We start from the raw sequence: 19,039 nt of genomic DNA on the forward strand, positions 1-19,039 counted from the left end.
GTGTGGCCACGTCGAGGCCGGACAGATCGACCCCGTGCGGGTACACGCGGCCCAGGGGGAGCGGGATGGGTACGCCCCGGCACCGCTCGTCCGCGGGCCCGGGCACCCTGCTCCGGCTCCGCTCCCCCTCCCTCGTCCCCCACCGGACCGGCGGCCTGACTCAGCCGCCGAGCGACTTCTTCACGAAGTCGACCTGGAGCAGCAGCAGGTTCTCCGCGACCTCCTCCTGCGGCGTCATGTGGGTGACGCCCGACAGCGGCAGCACGGTGTGCGGGCGACCGGCGGCGAGCAGCGCCGAGGAGAGCCGCAGGGTGTGCGCGGCCACCACGTTGTCGTCGGCGAGGCCGTGGATGATCATCAGCGGCCGCTCCAGGCCCGCCGCGTAGCCGGTCAGCGAATTGGCCTCGTACACCTCGGGCCGCTCGTCCGGGTGGCCCAGGTAGCGCTCGGTGTAGTGGGTGTCGTAGAGCCGCCAGTCGGTGACGGGCGCGCCCGCGACCGCCGCGTGGAACACGTCCGGGCGGCGCAGCACGGCGAGCGCGGCCAGGTAGCCGCCGTACGACCAGCCGCGGATCGCGACCCGGTCGAGGTCCAGCGGGAACTCCGCGGCGAGCGCCCGCAGCGCGTCCACCTGATCGTCCAGGGTCGCCCCCGCGAAGTCGAAGGCGATCGACTTCTCCCAGGCCGGGCCGCGTCCGGGGGTGCCCCGGCCGTCGGCGACGACGACCGCGAAGCCCTGGTCGGCGAACCACTGGGAGTTCAGGTGCGGGTTGTGCGCCTGGACGACGCGCTGGCCGTGCGGGCCGCCGTACGGGTCCATCAGGACGGGCAGCAGGCCGTCCCGCTCCCGGTCGTAGCCGGTGGGCAGGAAGACCGCGGCCGGGATCCGGCGCTCGCCCGCGAAGCGGAACACCGGCCTGGCCGTGATCACCGGGGTCTCCGCGTAGGAGGCGACGGTGGCGATGTCGTCGACCGCGACGCCCTCGGGCAGGTCCCGGGAGACCCGCACCAGGGTGCCGGGCAGATCGGGCTCGGCGGTGGCCCGCACCGTGATGCCCGCCGCGTGCACGGCGGTGGTGACGGAGGTGAACGGGCGACCGTTGGCGGCCTCCCAGGAGAGCCGCTTGCCGTCGTGGCCGATCCGGCCGACGGCGACCCAGCCGGGCTCGGGGTCGGTCTCGGCGGCGCCGCCGGAAGCGGTGAAGAGGACCTCATCGGCGGTGACCGCGAGCACCGAGCGCAGGTGCAGGTCGGGGCCGGTGACGGTGTTCCCGCCGATCACCAGGGCGCGGGCGCCCGACTCGTCGGAGATCCGGACCAGCTTGCCGTCCGGGGTCCAGGCCGGGACGCCCGGGAACAGCTCCAGCCAGATGTCGTCCCGCTCCTCGTGCAGCGGCTCGGTGGCGCCGGTGGCGGTGTCCAGACCGAGGATCCGCTGCACCCGCTGGTCGCGGGACTGGACCAGCAGCAGCGGCACGCCGCCCCGGGACCAGTGCACCCGGGCCAGGTAGGGGAAGGCCGCGCGGTCCCAGACCACCTCGGTGCGGCTGCCGTCCAGGCCGAGCAGCCAGAGGCCGACCTCGGCGTCCGGGGTGCCGGCGGCCGGGTAGGCGACCTCGGCCGGCTCGCGGTCCGGGTTGGCCGGGTCGGCGATCCACCAGCGGCGCACCGGGGTGTCGTCGGCCCGCTCGACCAGCAGCAGGTCGCTGTCGGGGGACCACCAGTGGCCCCGGTCGCGGTCCATCTCCTCCTGGGCGATGAACTCGGCCTGGCCCCAGGTCACGTTCGGGCCCTCGGGCGAGGCGAGGGCGCGGTCGCCGGTGCCGTCGGTACGGGTGAGCCGCAGCTCGCCGGCCGTATTGGCGTAGGCGACGTGGACGCCGTCCGGGGAGAGCCGCGGGTCGACCAGCGGGCCTTCGGCGGGCAGCTCGGTGGCGGTGCCGGCGACCAGGTCGGCGACGAACAGCCGGCCGGAGAGGGCGAAGGCGGCGAGCCGGCCCGCGCCGTCCAGGGCGTAGCCGACGATGCCGGCCGAGCCCTCGCGGCTGCGCTCGCGGCGGGCCTTCTCCGCCGGGGAGAGGTCCTCCTCGCCACCGCCGAGCAGGACGGCCGGGTCGGCGGCGATCCGCTCCTCGCCGGTGGCGGTGTCGAGGGTCCAGAGCAGGTTGGCGCGGTCGCCGCCGGAGGGCGAGCGCAGGAAGACGACCCGGGAGCCGTCGGGTGCGACGGAGAACGACCGGGGAGCGCCGACGGTGTAGCGCAGGGTGCGCGCGTACTGCCTCGGGAAGGTGTCCGCTGGGGTGTGGGTGGTCATGGCACCAGACCCTATGACGCCGCCGCACCGGTGGTGATCACTCGTTCGGAGCATCGTGCGCAAGTACGCCCGGACGGGGGTCGCACCCCCTCCGACCGGCCCATGCGCCCCTTGCGTGCGACTGTGCCCCGGGGTGCGCGGCCTCACTCAACGTAATGCCCGCCTCACTGATCGGGTATGACTGGTCCACGAGTGATCGTCAGGCTCCGTCCCGGGCCCCGGTCGCCCGACCGCAAGTCCCGCACGGTACGACCGCCGCCCCTCCCCGGGAGGAGCGGCGCACCCGGAAGGGGTGTGAGCCATGGCCCTGTCCATCTCCGCAGCCATGCTGATGCTGGTCATCGTGGTGGTGCTGATCCGCCGCTCCGGCCTGAAGCTCGCGCACGCGATCGTCTGCGCGCTGCTCGGCTTCTACCTGGCGTCCAGCTCCATCGCCCCCTCGATCAGCCAGGTCACCAGCAACCTCGCCGGAATGATCAACGGCCTGAAGCTCTGACCCCCGCCGTACGGTCGTTAGGCTTCGCCCCATGACCGCGACTACCGGACGCCGCCTGCTCCTGGTGCACGCGCACCCCGACGACGAGTCGATCAACAACGGCGCCACGATGGCGCGGTACGCCGCCGAGGGCGCCCGGGTCACCCTGGTGACCTGCACCCTCGGCGAGGGCGGCGAGGTGATCCCGCCCGAGCTGGCCCGGCTGACGGCCGACCGGGAGGACGCCCTCGGCGCCCACCGGATCGGCGAGCTGACGCGGGCGATGGCCGAACTCGGGGTCACCGACTTCCGCTTCCTCGGCGGCCCGGGGCGCTACCGCGACTCCGGGATGATGGGCGTGCCCGACAACGACGTGCCCGGCTGCTTCTGGCAGGCCGACGTGGACGAGGCGGCCGACCGGCTGGCCGCGGTGGTCCGGGAGGTGCGCCCGCAGGTACTGGTCACCTACGACGAGGACGGCGGCTACGGGCACCCCGACCACATCCAGGCGCACCGGGTCGCGATGCGCGCGCACGAGCTGGCCGCCGACCCCGCCCACCGGCCCGACCTCGGCCCGGCCTGGCGGATCGCCAAGGTCTACTGGAACCGGGTGCCCAGGTCGGTGATCGAGCGGGGCCTCGCCGAGACCGCCGCGAAGGCGCCGTTCCCGGGCGTGGCGCAGGCCGCCGACGTCCCCGGCGTGGTGGCCGACGAGCTGGTCACCACCGTGGTGGACGGCACCGCGTACGCCGACCGCAAGGCCGCCGCGATGGCCGCGCACGCGACCCAGATCACCGTGGACGGCACCTTCTTCGCGCTCTCCAACGATCTCGGCCAGCCGCTGCTCGCCACCGAGTACTACCAGTTGGTGCGCGGCCGGGCCGGGTCGCGACTGCCGGAGGAGGACCTCTTCGCCGGTTCCGACGCCGACGCCACCACGGGCGGCCCCGGCCCCGAAGCCCCCACCGCGACCCCCGAGGAGCCCGCCCGATGACCGCGACCGACGCCCGGCCCGCGCGCCGTTCGATCCCGGCGGCGCTGCTCGGCAGCCGGGACGAGCGGCTGAAGGAGTCCCAGCCCCCGCGCGTCGCACGGATCGCGGCTTATGTCCTGTTCTTCCTGCTGGGCATCGCGGTGTCGATCTGCGGAGCATTTGTGCAGGCCTTGTGGCCGCCCGTGGGAGTCCTGCTGGCACTCGCCGCCACCGCCGCCACCTTCTACGGCGGCCTGCGGGTGACCGGCACCCGGCTCGGCGCGGGGGTCCCGGCGGCCGGCTGGTTCCTGGCCCTGCTGCTGGTGATGGTGCCCCGCCCGGAGGGGGACAACGTGCTCTGGACCAATGCCACGTCGCTCTGCTGGCTGTTCGTCGGCTCGATCCTCGGCGTGATCTGCGCCACCCTGCCGACCCGCGCCGGCTGGTTCCCCGGCGTTCCGGGGCCGCCGCGCCGCCCCTGAGCGGATCCGCGTACGGTGGCCGGTACGACGGGCAGTCAATACCGTCCGGTCGTACTCTCATACCGGAGGAACCGGACGTATCGGGATCTGTCCGAACCGGTTCACCGGCCGGTTCTTCCCAGTATGGTGGTGCCGCAGAACGCCGTACCCGACGCCGCCCGCCTGGTCCGGCGCCGACAACCGCGGTCGCGCCGCACGGCCCGGCCCGCGAACCCGGAGCAGAGCAGCATTGAGCAGCCGCGAATCTGACAACGCCCACCCGACGCCTCGGCGCACGGGACCGGACGCCTACCCGTCGGGCACCCCGCCCTACGGCACACCGGGGTTCCCCGGCGGCGACCGCGCGGGTGCCGGCGCCGCCGCCAAGGGCTCGGCTCCGGAGGCCGAGGACGAGAGCCCGAAGACCGAGACCACCCTCACCACCCGCGTCCGGATCAACATCCCCGGCTCGCGCCCGATCCCGCCGGTGGTGGTGCGCAGCACGGTCAAGAACGAGGACGGCACCGGCGAGGAGGCCCCCGCGCCCGCCGCCGACCCGGCCGGCCCCCGCCACCGGTCCGCCGCGCCCGCCTCCCCGGTGCTCGGTGTGATGGACGGCGGCGGCCGCTCCACCCCGCCGGACCTGCCGCCGGAGTGGCAGATCCCGCCGGCCACCTCCGAGGCCGAGTCCACCGGTGCCTGGTTCCGCCCCCGGCAGAAGAAGGCCGCTCCCGGCGAGGGTGCCGCCCCGGCCACGGTGCCGGCCGGCGCTCCCGCCGCCGCCGCGGCGGCCCCGGCCGCGGCGCCCGCCGGGGCCCAGCGCGGCACCGCCCGGCCGAACGGCGCCCGTCCCGAGGGCGGCCGCCCGCAGACCGAGCGCCCCGCCGCGGCCCGTGCCAACGGCCGCCCGGTGCCCGCCCAGGCCCAGGCGCAGGCCCCCGGTCCGCGCCCGACCGGCGCGCCCGCCTCGCCGTACGGCGCCGGCGGCGAGCTGCCCGCCGACGAGGCCGGCGTCTACGCGGACGCCCCGGCCGACCCGTTCGCGCCCGGTGCCCCGGTCGACCCCTTCGGCACCGGCGGCCCGGTCGACCCGTTCGCGCCGGGCGCCCCGGCCGATCCCTTCGCCACCGGCGGCCCGGCCGACCCGTTCAGCCCCGGCCCCGAGCCGTTCAACCCCGGGGCCGACCCGTTCAACCCCGGCCCGGGCCTGCCCGGCGCTGCCGCGCAGGGCCGGGGCCGCCAGGCCCCCGCCGGGCCCGGCACCGCGGACCCCGAGGACACCTCGGTCGACGGTTTCGCCCCGGTCCGCGGCAACGCCCCGGCCGGCCCCATACCCGGGGCCCCCGCCGGACCGGCCGCTCCGGGCGGCGGCCCGCAGCCCGGCCTGTTCGCCTCCGCCCCGGCCGGCGCCGACCCGTTCGCCGCCCAGCGCCCGCCGGCCGCCGGCCCGCAGGGCGCCCCGGGCAGCCTGTTCCCCGGTGTCCCCGACGCCATGGGGGCGCCCGCCGGCCCGCACCCCGGAGCCCCCCGGGCCCACCCGCACCCCGGCGGCGCGGACTCCGCACCGCCCGCCGCACCGGCGGCGGACGGCCCGTCCGCCCCGAAGCCCGCGCCGGCCGCCAAGCCCGCCGCGGCCGCCAAGCCCCGGCCGAGCGCCGCCAAGAAGCTGGTCAAGCTCACCACCTACGCGGTCGTCGGCGTGGCCTTCCTCGGCGCCGCCGCCTACGGCACCGGGCTGATGCTGAACCAGTCCGACATCCCCAAGGGCACCGTGGTGCTCGGCACGGACATCGGTGGCAGCAACCGCGACCAGGCCATCCACCAGCTCGACGAGAGCGTCGGCAAGGCCGGCCAGCAGCCGGTCAAGCTGAAGGTCGGCGAGCAGACCGTGGACCTCGACCCGACCGCCGCCGGGCTGGCCTTCGACACCACGGCCACCGTCGACCGGCTCACCCAGCACTCCTACAACCCGGTGGACGTCCTCAAGTCGCTCAAGGGCAGCGAGAAGGCCGTCCCGCCGGAGGTCAAGGTCGACCGGGCCAAGCTCAAGTCCGCGCTGGAGGCGCTGGCCGGGGGATCCGGCCAGGGGCTCCAGGAGGGCTACGTCAAGTTCGCCGAGAACGGCGACGCCGTCGTCGTCCCGGGCAAGGCCGGCCAGGCGGTGGACTCCGCCGCCGCCGTCGACCTGGTCGACACGGCCTACCGCGACCGCGCCGCGGGCAAGCCGGAGCAGCCCATCGCCCTCGCCGTCACGGCCGCCCAGCCGAAGACCTCCCCGCAGGCCCTCCAGGGCGCGGCGGACACCCTCGGCAAGTCGGTGACGAACGGCCAGATCCACATCACGGCCGGCGCCAAGAAGTTCGACTTCGGCCCGAAGACCGCCGCCGCGGCGCTCACCCTCGTGCCGGACGCCAACGGCAAGCTCGTGCCGAAGTGGGACCTCGACGCGCTGAACCGCCAGCTCGCCGGCGCCTTCGACAAGGTGAAGACGAAGAAGAACGGCCAGCTCGTCCCGATCACCCCGCAGGACGTCGCGGACCAGGTGACCGCGCTGTTCGAGAAGAGCGGCGACAAGGACCGGACCTTCAAGTTCCCGGTCTGATCGAACCGTTACCCGGGGGCGGGTCCGGATCCGGACCCGCCCCTCGACAACTCCGGTCCCCGGTCAGCAAGATGTGACGCCTATCGTCCGCCGCATCCGTCCCGGGAGAACCACCATGGGCCGCCCCCTGTACCACCGCACGGCCCTGCTCGCCGGTCTCACCGCCGTCTCGCTCTCGCTGACGCTGTGCTCCTGCGGTCCCGGCAACGGCTCCGGAGCCGACGCCCGGGCCCTCCCCAGCTCGCTCGAGACGCCCAAGCTCACCGCCGTCGACATCAATCCGCACGAACGCGCCGAGCTGCGCCAGGGCGGCACCCTGCGGGTCGCGGTGGCCCAGTACTCCACCCAGTGGTCGCCGGTCCAGACCGACGGCGGCGAGTCGTCCACCATCGCCGTCACCAAGCCGCTGCTGCCGACCTTCTTCCGCTCCGACGCGGCCGGCACCCAGACCCCCAACCCGGCCTACCTCCAGGACGCGCACAGCGAGCAGCGGGACGGCCGGCAGGTGGTGGTCTGGACGCTCAACCCGAAGGCCCACTGGTCCGACGGCGTCCCGATCACCTGGCGCGACATCGAGGCCAACTGGCGGGCGCTGAACGGCAAGGACCCGGCCTACCGGTCGGCCAGCAGCACCGGCTTCGAGCTGGTCTCGGCGGTCGAGCGCGGCAAGGACGACTTCCAGGCCGTGATGACCTTCGAGCGGCCGTTCTCCGAGTGGCAGTCGATGTTCAACGGGGCCGCCAACGCCCCGCTGCTGCCCGCGAGCCGGATCTCCACCCCCGAGCTCTTCAACACCTCCTACCTGGAGGCCATCCCGGTCACCGCGGGCCCGTTCAAGGTGGAGCGGATGGACCGGGCGGCACAGACCGTCACCCTGGTCGCCGACCCGGCCTGGTGGGGCGACAAGCCGCTGCTGGACCGGATCGTCTTCCGCGCGATGCTGCCCAACACGATGGCCGCCGCCTTCAACAAGGGCGAGATCGACCTGTTCAACAACGGCCCGGACGTGGCCGGTTACCAGCTGATCCGCAGCACCCCCGGGGCCGCCGTCCGCCGGGCCGGCGGGCCCGACTTCCGCCAGTTCACCCTGAACGGCCGCAGCCCGGCGCTCACCGATCCCTCCGTCCGCCAGGCCGTGTTCCAGGCGATCAACCGGGACGTCATCGCCCGCTCCGACCTGGCCGGGCTCGACTGGCCCACCGTCACCCTCAACAACCACCTGCTGGTGGCCAACCAGAACGCCTACCGGGACAACTCCCTCGGCCTCAGCCGCTACGACCCGGCCGAGGCCGTGCGCAAGCTCGACGCGGCCGGCTGGAAGCTCGACGGCGACGTCCGCCGCAAGGACGGCAAGGAGCTCAATCTGCGGCTGGTCATCCCCGCCGGGGTCACCCAGGCGCAGAACGAGGCCGCCGTCGCGACCGGCATGCTCAAGGAGGTCGGGGTGAAGGTCACCACGGTCACCGCCAACCCCAACGAGTACTTCGACAAGTACGTCAACCGGCGGGACTTCGACATCGCCGCCTACTCGCTGCTCGGCACGCCGTTCCCGGCCAGCGGCAACCGGGCCAACTTCGTCCAGAACGGCGGCACCAACCACTCCCAGTCCGGCAGCCCCTCCGTCGACGCCGCACTCGACCGGGCCTCCGCCGCGGGCGACGCGGCCGGCGCCTTCGAGGCCATCAACCAGGCCGACGCCGAACTGTGGAAGGTGGCCGGGGTGCTGCCGCTCTACCAGCGCCCGCAGCTGTACGGGAGCCGCGCCGACCTCGCCAACATCGGCGCCCAGGGCCTGTCCGACATCGTCTGGGAGAACGTCGGCTTCCAGAAGTGACGCCGGTCCGGCCACCGGAAGGGCCCCGGAGTCGCGTCGACTCCGGGGCCCCGGGGGCGGTGCCGGGCGCGGTCAGCCCGAACCGATCACGTCCCGCACCTCCGCGAAGTGGCAGGCCGACTCGTGCGCGGCCGGCCCGCGCAGCGTCGACGGCACCGCCAGCAGCGGGATCTCCGTCGAGCAGCGCTCCTCCGCCTTCCAGCAGCGGGTGCGGAAGCGGCAGCCGGACGGCGGATTGGCCGGCGAGGGAATGTCACCGCTGAGCAGGATCCGCTCGCGGTGCTCGCGCCCGGTCGGGTCCGGCACCGGCACCGCGGACAGCAGCGCCTGGGTGTACGGGTGGGTCGGGTGGGAGTAGATCTCCTCCTCCGTCCCGATCTCGACCATCTTGCCGAGGTACATCACACCGACCCGGTCGGAGATGTGCCGCACGATCGAGAGGTCGTGCGCGATGAACATGTACGACAGCTGGAACTCGTTCTGCAGCTGCTCCAGCAGGTTGATCACCTGGGCCTGGACCGAGACGTCCAGCGCCGAGACCGGCTCGTCGCAGATGATCAGCTCCGGCTTGAGCGCCAGGCCCCGGGCGATGCCGATGCGCTGGCGCTGACCGCCGGAGAACTGGTGCGGGTACCGGTTGATGTACTCCGGGTTCAGACCCACCACGTCCAGCAGGTCCTGCACCGCCCGGCGGCGGTCGCCCTTGGGCGCCACCTCGGGGTGGATCTCGAACGGCTCGCCGATGATGTCGCCGACCGTCATGCGCGGGTTCAGCGAGGTGTACGGGTCCTGGAACACCATCTGGATGTTCCGGCGCACCGCCTTCAGGCCGGCCCCGGTGAGCCGGGTGATGTCCTCGCCCTTGAACAGCACCTGGCCCGACGTCGCCTTCTCCAGGTTCATCAGCACCTTGGCCAGCGTGGACTTGCCGCAGCCGGACTCGCCGACGATGCCCAGCGTCTCGCCCTTGACCAGCGAGAAGGAGACGCCGTCCACCGCCCGCACCGCGCCGACCTGCTTCTTGAGGACGATGCCCTGGGTCAGCGGGTAGTGCTTGACCAGGTCCCTGACCTCCAGGATCGGCTCAGCCATGGAGGGTCTCCTTCCAGAAGTGGCAGGCGCTGCGGCGGCCCGGCAGGTCGGCCCCCTCGGCGTCCAGCACCGGGACCAGGCGCGGGAGTTCGGTGTGGCAGACGTCCTGGGCCCGGTCGCAGCGCGGGTTGAAGGCACAGCCCGACGGGATCCGCAGCAGGCTCGGCGGCAGGCCCTGGATCGCGTAGAGGTTCTGGCCCTTCTGGTCCAGCCGCGGGATCGAGTTGAGCAGGCCCTTGGTGTACGGGTGCGCCGGGCGGGCGTACAGCTCGTGCACCGGGGCGGTCTCCACGATCCGGCCCGCGTACATCACCGCGATCTTGTCCGCGACGTCCGCGACCACGCCCAGGTCGTGCGTGATCAGGATCAGCCCCATGTTGAACTCGGCCTGCAGCTCCGCGAGCAGGTCCATCACCTGGGCCTGGACGGTGACGTCCAGCGCGGTGGTCGGCTCGTCCGCGATGATCAGGTCCGGCTCCAGCGCCAGCGCCATCGCGATCATGATGCGCTGGCGCATACCGCCGGAGAACTGGTGCGGGTAGTCGCCGACGCGCTGCCTGGCGGCGGGGATGCGCACCCGCTCCATCAGCTCGACGGCCTTCTCCTTGGCCTCCTTGCGGCTTGCGCCCTGGTGCACCCGGAACATCTCGCCGAGCTGGTAGCCGACGCTGAGCACCGGGTTGAGCGAGGACAGCGCGTCCTGGAAGATCATCGCGATCTTCCGGCCCCGCACCGCCCGCCGCGCCTTGGGGCTCATGGTGAGCAGGTCCTCGCCCCGGAACCGGATCGAGCCGTTGGTGATCCGCCCCGGCGGCATGTCGAGGATGCCCATGATCGCCTGCGCGGTCACCGACTTGCCCGAACCGGACTCGCCGAGCACCGCCAGGGTCTCCCCCGCCGCCACCGAGTAGCTCACCCCGTTGACGGCCTTGGCCACGCCGTCCCGGGTGTGGAACTCGATGTGCAGGTCGTCGACCTCCAGCAGGGGCGTTCCGGGCACCAGGCTCTCCCGGCCCCTGCCGAGCAGCTGCACCGCGTCCGGGCCCGGCCCGGCGCCGTCCCTCGCCGGTTTCGTCATGTCAGTCATGGTCCGCGGCCCTCCTCAGCGCAGCTTCGGGTCGAGGGCGTCGCGCACCGCGTCGCCGAGCATGATGAAGGCCAGGACGGTGACGCTCAGCACCGCGGCCGGGAAGAGCAGCACGTGCGGGGCGTTCAGGAAGCGGGCCTGGGCGTCACTGATCATCAGGCCCCAGGAGATCGCCGGGGACTGGATGCCGATGCCCAGGTAGGACAGCGCGGCCTCGGCGCCGATGTACACGCCCAGGTTGATCGTCGAGACCACGATCACCGGCGCGACGGCGTTCGGCAGGATGTGCCGGCCGACGATCCGGCCGGTGCCCGCCCCGAGCGCCCGGGCGGCCACCACGTAGTCGTTGTGCTTGTTGGCCAGGACCGCCGAGCGCATCAGCCGGTAGATCTGCGGCCAGCCGAGCACGGCCATCACCGCGGAGACGGTCCAGGCGTTGCCCTCGCCCCAGGTGGACATGATCAGCATGCCGCCGAGCAGCAGCGGGATCGCGAAGAAGATCTCGGTGACCCGGGAGAGCACGCTGTCCCCGATCCCGCCGATCCAGCCGGCCCACAGACCGAGGCTGCCGCCGACCAGGACCACCAGCGTGGTGGTCACCATGCCGACGATGATGGAGTTGCGGGCGCCCCAGATGGTGCGGGTGTAGATGTCGCAGCCCTGGACGTCGAAGCCGAACCAGTGCGAACCGCTGGGCCGCTTCAACGAGTCGGCCAGGTTGCAGAAGCCGCCGGCCCGCGGGTCCCCGTCGGTGAACAGCTGCGGGGCGATCGCGAGGACGACCATGAACAGCACCAGGAAGCCGCCGATCAGGAACAGCGGGCTGCGCCGCAGGTCCGTCCAGGCGTCGGTCCAGAGGCTGGCGACCCGTTCGCTGCCGGCGTCCGGCGCGCCGGAACCCTTGCCGGTCGCCGGGGCCGCCGCCGCGGCCGGCCCGGAGCCGGACTGCCCCGGGATCGCCGCGCCCGTGTTCTCGCTCTTCGTCGGCTCACTCATAGCGGATCCTCGGGTCCAGGACGGCGTACAGCAGGTCGACCACCAGGTTGGCGAACAGGTAGACCATCACCAGGGCGCTCACGATGCCCACGACGATGGTGCGTTCCCGCAGGTAGACGGACTGGAAGAGCTGGTGTCCGACGCCGGGGATGTTGAAGATGCCCTCGGTGATGACCGCGCCGCCCATCAGGCCGCCGAGGTCCATGCCCAGGAAGGTGACGATCGGGATCAGCGCGTTGCGCAGGCCGTGCCGGACCACCACCCGCAGCGGGCTGAGCCCCTTGGCCACCGCCGTACGGACGTAGTCGGCCCGCATGACCTCGATCAGGCTGGTCCTGGTGAGCCGGGCGACGTACGCCAGCGAGGTCGAGGCCAGGACGTAGCCCGGCAGCAGGTACGAACGGAAACCGGCCTCCTCGTTGAAGGAGACCGGGAAGAAGTCGATGCCGTAGTCGGTGTTGAGCTTCACCCCGATGACCAGTTGGAGCACGAAGCCGATCACGAAGACCGGGATCGAGATGACCATGAGGGTCGAGATCAGCACCACGTTGTCGATGAACTTGCCGCGCCGCAGGGCGGCGATCACGCCGGCGGTGACACCCACCACCATCTCGATGGCCAGGGCGACGAACGCCAGGTTGATGGTGTACGGGAAGGCCCGCTGCATCACGTCGACGACCTGGTTGCCCCGGTAGTCCTCGCCGAAGTCGCCCTTGAACAGGCCGGTCAGGTAGTCCCAGTACTGGACGAAGAACGGGTCGTCGAGGTGGTACCGGTCCCGCAGGACGGCCACGACGGCGGGGTCCTGCCTCTTCTCACCGGCCAGTGCGGCGATGGGGTCACCAGGCAGCAGGAAGACCAGTGCGTAGATCAGGAACGTCGCGCCGAGGATCACAGGTATGGCCTGGATGATCCGGCGGACCACATAGCGGCCCATGCGGTCTCCTCATGATCGGGGCACGCCGGCACCGGGCGGCGCGGAGGTTGCCCGCGCCGCCCGTCACGGCGTGCCGTTCGGACTGGACGGAGGTCAGGCCAGCTCGACGTTGGCCAGGTCGATGCGGTTCTGGGCGTCCACGACCACGTTCTTGACACCCTTGGTGTAGGCCGCCGAGGTCATGTAGGTGTAGACCGGGATGTACGGCAGGTCCTTGATCAGGATGTCGTCGGCCTGCTGGTACAGCTTCTGGCCGTCCTCCACCGACTTCGCCTGGTCGGCCTGGTCCAGCAGCGACTCGAACTGCTCGTTGACGTAACCGCCGTAGTTCGAGCCGTTCTCGATCGCAACCTTCGAGAAGATCGGGCGGAGGTAGTTCTCCATGGACGGGTAGTCCATCTGCCAGGCCATCCGGAAGGCGCCGGAGTACTCCTTGGCGCCCAGCGCGTCCAGGATCTTGCCGAACTTCTCGAACGGCTTGAAGGTGACCTCGACGCCCAGGTTCTTCTTCAGCTGGTTGCCGACCGCCTCGATCCACTCCTTGTGGCCGCCGTCGGCGTTGTAGCCCAGCTCGATGGTGTTGTTCGGGACGCCGCCGGCGGCGTCCCACACCTGCTTGGCCTTGGCCGGGTCGTACTTCGCCGCGTCACCCATGGCGCCCTTGCGGTAGCCCGGGATGATCGGGCTGATGAAGTCGTCGGCCGGGACGCGGGTGCCCGAGAAGATGGTCTTGGTGATCGCCTCGCGGTCGATCGCCATCGAGATCGCCTTGCGGATCTCCGGCTTGCCGTACGCGGCCGGGTTGGTCGCGATCGGGAAGCCGATGAAGCCGACGCCCGACTCCGGCTTGTAGATGTAGCGGTCACCGAATTCCTGGGCGACGGTCGCCATCGCCGAGATCGGGAGCTTGTTGGTGATCTGGATGTTGTTGGCCCGGAGGTCGTTGTAGGCTGTTTCCAGCTTGTCGTAAATCTTGAACGTGACGGAATCCAGCTTGGCCTTTCCGTCCGCCTCCGGGAAGTTCTCGTAACGCTTGAGCTTGATCTGCTGGTTGTGCTCCCACTTCCCGTCCATCTGGAACGGGCCGTTGCCGATCGGGGACTCCTCGAAGCTCTTCTTGTCCTGGAAGAAGGCCTTCGGCAGCGGGTAGAAGGCGGTGTAACCGAGCATGACCTTGAACTGCGAGAACGGGGCGCTCAGCGTGACGGTGAAGGTCTTGTCGTCGACGACCTTCAGGCCCTTGAGCTTGTCGGTGGTCGGCTTCTTGTCCTTGCCCGGGGACAGCTCCTCGGAGCCCTCGATCTTGGAGAAGAAGGGCAGGCCCTCGGCCGCGTTGTCCTGGTTGGCGCCCCAGTTCCACGCGTCGACGAAGGACTGCGCGGTGACCTTCTCGCCGTTGTGGAAGGTGTAGCCGTCCTTCAGCTTGATCGTCCAGACCTTGCTGTCGGGGGTCTCGATCGACTCGGCGACGCGCAGCCCCGGCTCGTTCGTCTTCCGGTCGTACTCGACCAGGCCGGCGAAGACCTGCGCCAGCACCTGGGCGCCCTCGGACTCCGCGGTGTTCTGCGGGATCAGACCGTGCTGCGGCTCACCCGACTCGATGCTGATCGAGCCGCCCTTCTTGCCCGACGCGTTCGCCCCGTCCGTGGACTTCTTGCCGCTGCCGGTGGTGCACGCGGAGATCGCGAGCGCGGTGCACGCGGCCAGCGCGGTCCAGCGCATCGTCTTGGTGAGCCTCATTCAACTGCTCCTCGATTTAGGGGCTTGGGAACGAACGGCGCCCCGCCAGTCGGTGTGCCGCGCACGGCGGGGGTCGACATCTCAGGGCCGATCCGCACAGCCGGCGAGGTGACCACTGATACGCGCAGAGCAACTATCGATCACCCGACCCCTTCGGTGGAATCGCCGTCACATCTCTTTTCAATTACAGGCCGGGACCAACCCGTGACAATACTCGGCAAATTCCGCCATATCGCGCGCGGAGTCGTCGGTTCCGCTTTCCGGATAGCGAACCGATAACACCGGTATTCGAATATTTACGAAGCGTAATGATCAATTTCGATGATCGCCCGCGGGCATCCGCCGGAATTCCCGCAGGTCGGCGGGTGGACAAAAAGGGAGCGCGCCCTCCGAAAGGAGGACGCGCTCGTCCGACGGGGCGGGGCCCCGCTGTCAACCGCTTTCCGACGGCTCCCCCGGGGTCGTCCCCGCGCGCTCGGCCGCGAAGTGGCAGGCCGACTCGTGTGCGGCGAGCCCGGCCAGTCCGCCCGGCACCGCCAGCAGCGGCACCTCGGTGGTGCAGCGCTCCTGGGCCTTCCAGCAGCGGGTGCGGAAGCGGCAGCCGGACGGCGGGTTGGCCGGCGAGGGCACGTCGCCGGTCAGCACGATCCGGTCCCTGACCTCGCGCGCCGCCGGGTCCGGCACCGGCACCGCGGACAGCAGCGCCTGGGTGTACGGGTGGGTGGCGTGCTCGTAGATCTCCAGATCGCTGCCGACCTCGACCATCTTGCCGAGGTACATCACGCCGACCCGGTCGGAGATGTGCCGCACGATCGAGAGGTCGTGCGCGATGAACATGTAGGAGAGGTTGAACTCCCCCTGCAGCTGCTCCAGCAGGTTGATCACCTGGGCCTGGACCGAGACGTCGAGGGCCGAGACCGGCTCGTCGCAGATGATGATCTCGGGCTTGAGCGCCAGACCTCGGGCGATGCCGATGCGCTGGCGCTGACCGCCGGAGAACTGGTGCGGGTACCGGTTGATGTACTCCGGGTTCAGACCGACGACGTCGAGCAGGTCCTGCACCGCCTTGCGGCGGTCGCCCTTCGGCGCCACCTCGGGGTGGATCTCGAACGGCTCGCCGATGATGTCGCCGACCGTCATCCGCGGGTTCAGCGAGGTGTACGGGTCCTGGAACACCATCTGGATGTTCCGGCGCACCGCCTTCAGCCCGGCGCCGGACAGCTTGGAGATCTCCTCGCCCTTGTACTTCACCGAGCCGCCGGTGGCTGGCTCCAGGTTCATCAGCACCTTGGCCAGCGTGGACTTGCCACAGCCGGACTCACCGACGACACCCAGCGTCTCGCCCTGCATGAGGTCGAAGGAGACCCCGTCGACCGCCTTCACCGCACCGATCTGCTTCTTGAACAGCACGCCCTTGGTGAGCGGGAAGTGCTTGATCAGGTCACGGACTTCGAGGATCGGCTCGCCGCTCGCCACCTCCTGGGCGAAGGCGGCCTCCGCCGGCGAGTCGAGTGCGCCGGCCCCGTCATCGGTCATGGAGGGTCTCCTTCCAGAAGAAGCAGGCGCTGCCCCGCCCGGCCAGTTCGGTGCCGTCCTCCGCGGTGACCGGGAACAGCTCCGGCACCTCCTGCCGGCAGACGTCCTGGGCCCGCGGGCAGCGCGGGTTGAAGGCACAGCCCGGCGGGATCCGCAGCAGGTTCGGCGGCAGGCCCTTGATCGCGTACAGCTCCTGGCCCTTCTGGTCCAGGCGCGGGATCGAGTCCAGCAGGCCCCGGGTGTACGGGTGGGCGGGGCGGGCGTACAGCTCGTGCACGGGTGCCGTCTCCACGATCCGGCCCGCGTACATCACCGCGATCTTGTCGGCGACGTCCGCGACCACGCCCAGGTCGTGCGTGATCAGGATCAGCCCCATGTGGTACTCGGCCTGCAGCTCCGCGAGCAGGTCCATCACCTGGGCCTGGACGGTGACGTCCAGCGCGGTGGTCGGCTCGTCGGCGATGATCAGGTCCGGCTCCAGCGCCAGCGCCATCGCGATCATGATGCGCTGGCGCATGCCCCCGGAGAACTGGTGCGGATAGTCGTTGACCCGGTCCTTGGCGGCGGGGATGCGCACCCGCTCCATCAGCTCGACGGCCTTCTCCTTGGCCTCCTTGCGCGAGCTCTTGTGATGGGCGCGGAACATCTCGCCGAGCTGGAAGCCCACGGTCAGTACCGGGTTGAGCGAGGACAGCGCGTCCTGGAAGATCATCGCGATCTTCTGGCCCCGGATCCGGCGCCGCCGCTCCTTGTCCATCGCCAGCATGTCCTCGCCGCGGAAGCGGATCTCGCCGCGGGGGATCCGGGCCGGCGGCATGTCGAGGATGCCCATGATCGCCTGTGCGGTCACCGACTTGCCCGAACCGGACTCGCCGAGCACCGCCAGCGTCTCCCCCGCCGCCACCGAGTAGCTCACCCCGTTGACGGCCCTGGCCACGCCGTCCCGGGTGACGAACTCGACGTGCAGGTCGCGGACGTCGAGCAACGGGCCCTCGTACGGTGCCTCCCGGCGGGAGGTACCGGTGTCGACTGCTGTGGTCACGATGCGTCCCCTCGCTCAGCGCAGCTTCGGGTCGAGGGCGTCGCGCACCGCGTCGCCCAGCATGATGAAGGCCAGGACGGTGATGGAGAGCGCCGCGGCCGGGAAGAAGAGCACGTACGGCGCCGTCCGGATCACCTTCTGGGCCGAGGAGATGTCGATGCCCCAGGAGATGGTCGGGTCCTGCAGGCCGATGCCGAGGAAGCTCAGCGTCGCCTCGGTGGCGATGTAGCCGCCGAGCGCGATGGTCGCCACCACGATCACCGGCGCGACCGCGTTCGGCAGGATGTGCCGGAACATCAGCCGCCCGGTGCCGGCGCCGAGCGCCTTCCCGGCCATCACGTAGTCGGCCTGTTTGACGGTCAGCACCGCGCCGCGCATGACCCGGGCGATCTGGGTCCAGCCCAGCACGCCCAGCGCGACGACCACGGTCCACACCGTGCGGGTGGAGAAGGCGTTCAGCAGGACCAGCGCGCCGAGCAGCAGCGGGATGCCGAAGAAGATGTCGATGATCCGGGAGAGCAGCGCGTCCACCGGGCCGCCGAAGTAGCCGGCCACCATGCCGCACAGCCCGCCGAGCAGGGTGACGATGGCGGTCACGAAGATGCCGACCGTGATCGAGGCCCGGGCGCCGTAGACGACCCGGGCGTAGATCGAGCGCCCCTGGCCGTCGTAGCCGAACCAGCCCGCGCCGAAGAAGTCCGTCCAGTCCGGCCGCTTCAGGTAGTCGTTCACCAGGTCGGCCTTGCGCGGGTCGGCGTCGGTGAACGCCCCGGGGAAGATCGCCATCACGATCAGCAGCAGGATCAGCACCGCCGAGATCAGGAAGATCGGGCGCCGCCGGAGGTCCCGCCAGGCGTCGCCCCAGAGGCTGCGGGCCTCTTCCCGCTTCTCCGGGTCCGGCTCGACCAGGGTCTCCTGCTCGACCGCCATGCCCTGTTCGCCGGCGTAGTCCAGGTGGTCCACCCCCGGCTTGGGATGCCGCTCGAAGGAACTCTCGTCGTGGATGTCAGGCATAGCGGATCCTCGGGTCCAGGACCGCGTAGAGCAGGTCGACGACGAGGGAGGCCACCAGGTAGACGATCACCAGGACGGTGACGATACCGACCACGGTGGGCCCCTCCTTCTGGTTGATCGCCCGGTACAGGACGTTGCCGATGCCCTGCACGTTGAAGATCCCCTCGGTCACGATCGCGCCGCCCATCAGCGCGCCGAGGTCGGTGCCGAGGAAGGTGACCACCGGGATCAGCGAGTTGCGCAGCAGGTGGCGGGTGACGATGGTGCGCCGGGGCAGCCCCTTGGCGACCGCGGTGCGCATGTAGTCGGCCCGCAGGTTCTCACCGATCGAGGTCCGGGTGAGCCGGGCGACGAAGGCGAGCGAGAGCGAGCCCAGCACGACGGCGGGCAGGATCAGCTGCGAGAGGTCCTTGGAGTTCTGCACCGTCGGGGTGACCCAGCCCAGATTGGTGGCGAAGACCGTCTGGGCGATGTACGCCAGCACGAAGACCGGGATGGAGATCACCAGCAGGGTGAGCACCAGCACCAGGGTGTCCTGGATGCTGCCGCGCTTGAGGCCGGAGACCAGGCCGAGCAGCAGGCCGAAGACCAGCTCGAAGGCGAAGGCCATCAGGGCCAGCCGGATGGTGACCGGGAAGGCGTCCGCCATGATGTCGCTGACCGGACGGCCGGTGAAGCTGGTGCCGAAGTCCCCCTGGAAGAGGTTCCCCATGTAGTGCAGGTACTGCTTCCAGATCGGCTGGTCCAGGTAGTACTTGTGCTTGATGCTGGCCACCACGGCGGGGTCCGCTGCCTTGTCCCCGAACAGCGCCGAGACCGGGTCGCCCGGCAGCGTGTAGACCATCAGGAAGATCAGCAGCGTGGTGCCGAAGAACACCGGGATCATCTGCAGCACCCGCCGCAGCACATAACTGCCCATTCGAGCCTCCTTCCTAG

The 19,039-nt window shown here is 71.2% G+C and carries 15 protein-coding genes; 5 read left to right on the forward strand and 10 right to left on the reverse strand.

The annotated features are described in order from the left end of the window. Positions 1–160: 160 nt before the first annotated feature. A complete protein-coding gene (locus tag ACIPYS_RS11410; RefSeq protein WP_400745431.1) occupies positions 161–2,314 on the reverse strand; it encodes a prolyl oligopeptidase family serine peptidase in 2,154 nt (717 codons plus the stop codon). Positions 2,315–2,615: 301 nt separating this feature from the next. Between ACIPYS_RS11410 and ACIPYS_RS11415 the strand changes: the two genes are divergently transcribed. The 5 genes from ACIPYS_RS11415 (at position 2,616) to ACIPYS_RS11435 (ending at position 8,659) form a co-directional block, all read left to right on the forward strand. Beyond that, positions 2,616–2,810, forward strand: a complete 195-nt coding sequence (locus ACIPYS_RS11415) for a DUF2304 family protein (RefSeq protein WP_030307746.1) — start codon at positions 2,616–2,618, stop codon at positions 2,808–2,810. A 31-nt stretch (positions 2,811–2,841) separates the two neighbouring features. Continuing rightward, entirely contained in the window at positions 2,842–3,783 is a 942-nt protein-coding gene (mshB, locus tag ACIPYS_RS11420; RefSeq protein ID WP_400745434.1) for an N-acetyl-1-D-myo-inositol-2-amino-2-deoxy-alpha-D-glucopyranoside deacetylase, read from the forward strand. Continuing rightward, positions 3,780–4,244: a DUF6113 family protein gene (locus ACIPYS_RS11425; RefSeq protein WP_400745435.1), complete on the forward strand. Its 465-nt coding sequence runs from the start codon at positions 3,780–3,782 to the stop codon at positions 4,242–4,244. The genes mshB and ACIPYS_RS11425 overlap by 4 nt, the downstream gene beginning before the upstream one ends. Before the next feature lie 229 nt (positions 4,245–4,473). Beyond that, complete coding sequence (locus ACIPYS_RS11430) at positions 4,474–6,825, forward strand: hypothetical protein (RefSeq protein ID WP_400745437.1); 2,352 nt, start codon at positions 4,474–4,476, stop codon at positions 6,823–6,825. 115 nt (positions 6,826–6,940) lie between these two features. Then, positions 6,941–8,659: an ABC transporter family substrate-binding protein gene (locus ACIPYS_RS11435; protein ID WP_400745439.1), complete on the forward strand. Its 1,719-nt coding sequence runs from the start codon at positions 6,941–6,943 to the stop codon at positions 8,657–8,659. Between the two features lie 72 nt (positions 8,660–8,731). Here ACIPYS_RS11435 and ACIPYS_RS11440 read toward each other — a convergent pair whose 3' ends face one another. From ACIPYS_RS11440 to ACIPYS_RS11480, 9 genes are all read right to left on the reverse strand, one after another. Further along, positions 8,732–9,751, reverse strand: coding sequence for an ABC transporter ATP-binding protein (locus ACIPYS_RS11440; RefSeq protein WP_093860678.1), 1,020 nt, complete (start codon positions 9,749–9,751; stop codon positions 8,732–8,734). Further along, positions 9,744–10,838 carry an ABC transporter ATP-binding protein gene (locus ACIPYS_RS11445; protein ID WP_173862060.1) on the reverse strand — a complete coding sequence of 365 codons (1,095 nt, stop codon included), beginning with the start codon at positions 10,836–10,838 and terminating at the stop codon, positions 9,744–9,746. Before ACIPYS_RS11445 ends, ACIPYS_RS11440 begins: the two co-directional genes overlap by 8 nt. A gap of 15 nt (positions 10,839–10,853) precedes the next feature. Then, entirely contained in the window at positions 10,854–11,834 is a 981-nt protein-coding gene (locus tag ACIPYS_RS11450) for an ABC transporter permease (RefSeq protein WP_400745441.1), read from the reverse strand. Then, positions 11,827–12,771: an ABC transporter permease gene (locus ACIPYS_RS11455; protein ID WP_093860681.1), complete on the reverse strand. Its 945-nt coding sequence runs from the start codon at positions 12,769–12,771 to the stop codon at positions 11,827–11,829. Before ACIPYS_RS11455 ends, ACIPYS_RS11450 begins: the two co-directional genes overlap by 8 nt. A gap of 93 nt (positions 12,772–12,864) precedes the next feature. Beyond that, positions 12,865–14,511, reverse strand: coding sequence for an ABC transporter substrate-binding protein (locus tag ACIPYS_RS11460; protein ID WP_093860682.1), 1,647 nt, complete (start codon positions 14,509–14,511; stop codon positions 12,865–12,867). A gap of 432 nt (positions 14,512–14,943) precedes the next feature. Then, a complete protein-coding gene (locus ACIPYS_RS11465) occupies positions 14,944–16,047 on the reverse strand; it encodes an ABC transporter ATP-binding protein (protein WP_093860683.1) in 1,104 nt (367 codons plus the stop codon). Further along, positions 16,037–17,089 carry an ABC transporter ATP-binding protein gene (locus tag ACIPYS_RS11470; protein WP_093860684.1) on the reverse strand — a complete coding sequence of 351 codons (1,053 nt, stop codon included), beginning with the start codon at positions 17,087–17,089 and terminating at the stop codon, positions 16,037–16,039. Before ACIPYS_RS11470 ends, ACIPYS_RS11465 begins: the two co-directional genes overlap by 11 nt. 15 nt (positions 17,090–17,104) lie before the next feature. Continuing rightward, the gene (locus tag ACIPYS_RS11475) at positions 17,105–18,019 is read right to left on the reverse strand and encodes an ABC transporter permease (protein ID WP_400745483.1); all 915 of its coding nucleotides are present in this window, start codon (positions 18,017–18,019) and stop codon (positions 17,105–17,107) included. 76 nt (positions 18,020–18,095) lie between these two features. Next, entirely contained in the window at positions 18,096–19,022 is a 927-nt protein-coding gene (locus ACIPYS_RS11480) for an ABC transporter permease (RefSeq protein WP_030397125.1), read from the reverse strand. Between the last annotated feature and the right edge of the window lie 17 nt (positions 19,023–19,039).

The sequence above is a fragment of the Kitasatospora sp. NPDC089913 genome, from assembly GCF_044748625.1.
In the GTDB taxonomy this organism is placed as follows: Bacteria; Actinomycetota; Actinomycetes; order Streptomycetales; family Streptomycetaceae; genus Kitasatospora.

Excerpts from the sequence above, each read along its gene's own strand:
- ACIPYS_RS11410 (WP_400745431.1), bottom strand. The coding sequence starts at position 2,314 with ATGACCACCCACACCCCAGCGGACACCTTCCCGAGGCAGTACGCGCGC.
- ACIPYS_RS11415 (WP_030307746.1), top strand. The coding sequence starts at position 2,616 with ATGGCCCTGTCCATCTCCGCAGCCATGCTGATGCTGGTCATCGTGGTG.
- mshB (WP_400745434.1), top strand. The coding sequence starts at position 2,842 with ATGACCGCGACTACCGGACGCCGCCTGCTCCTGGTGCACGCGCACCCC.
- ACIPYS_RS11425 (WP_400745435.1), top strand. The coding sequence starts at position 3,780 with ATGACCGCGACCGACGCCCGGCCCGCGCGCCGTTCGATCCCGGCGGCG.
- ACIPYS_RS11435 (WP_400745439.1), top strand. The coding sequence starts at position 6,941 with ATGGGCCGCCCCCTGTACCACCGCACGGCCCTGCTCGCCGGTCTCACC.
- ACIPYS_RS11440 (WP_093860678.1), bottom strand. The coding sequence starts at position 9,751 with ATGGCTGAGCCGATCCTGGAGGTCAGGGACCTGGTCAAGCACTACCCG.
- ACIPYS_RS11445 (WP_173862060.1), bottom strand. The coding sequence starts at position 10,838 with ATGACTGACATGACGAAACCGGCGAGGGACGGCGCCGGGCCGGGCCCG.
- ACIPYS_RS11450 (WP_400745441.1), bottom strand. The coding sequence starts at position 11,834 with ATGAGTGAGCCGACGAAGAGCGAGAACACGGGCGCGGCGATCCCGGGG.
- ACIPYS_RS11455 (WP_093860681.1), bottom strand. The coding sequence starts at position 12,771 with ATGGGCCGCTATGTGGTCCGCCGGATCATCCAGGCCATACCTGTGATC.
- ACIPYS_RS11460 (WP_093860682.1), bottom strand. The coding sequence starts at position 14,511 with ATGAGGCTCACCAAGACGATGCGCTGGACCGCGCTGGCCGCGTGCACC.
- ACIPYS_RS11465 (WP_093860683.1), bottom strand. The coding sequence starts at position 16,047 with ATGACCGATGACGGGGCCGGCGCACTCGACTCGCCGGCGGAGGCCGCC.
- ACIPYS_RS11475 (WP_400745483.1), bottom strand. The coding sequence starts at position 18,019 with ATGGCGGTCGAGCAGGAGACCCTGGTCGAGCCGGACCCGGAGAAGCGG.
- ACIPYS_RS11480 (WP_030397125.1), bottom strand. The coding sequence starts at position 19,022 with ATGGGCAGTTATGTGCTGCGGCGGGTGCTGCAGATGATCCCGGTGTTC.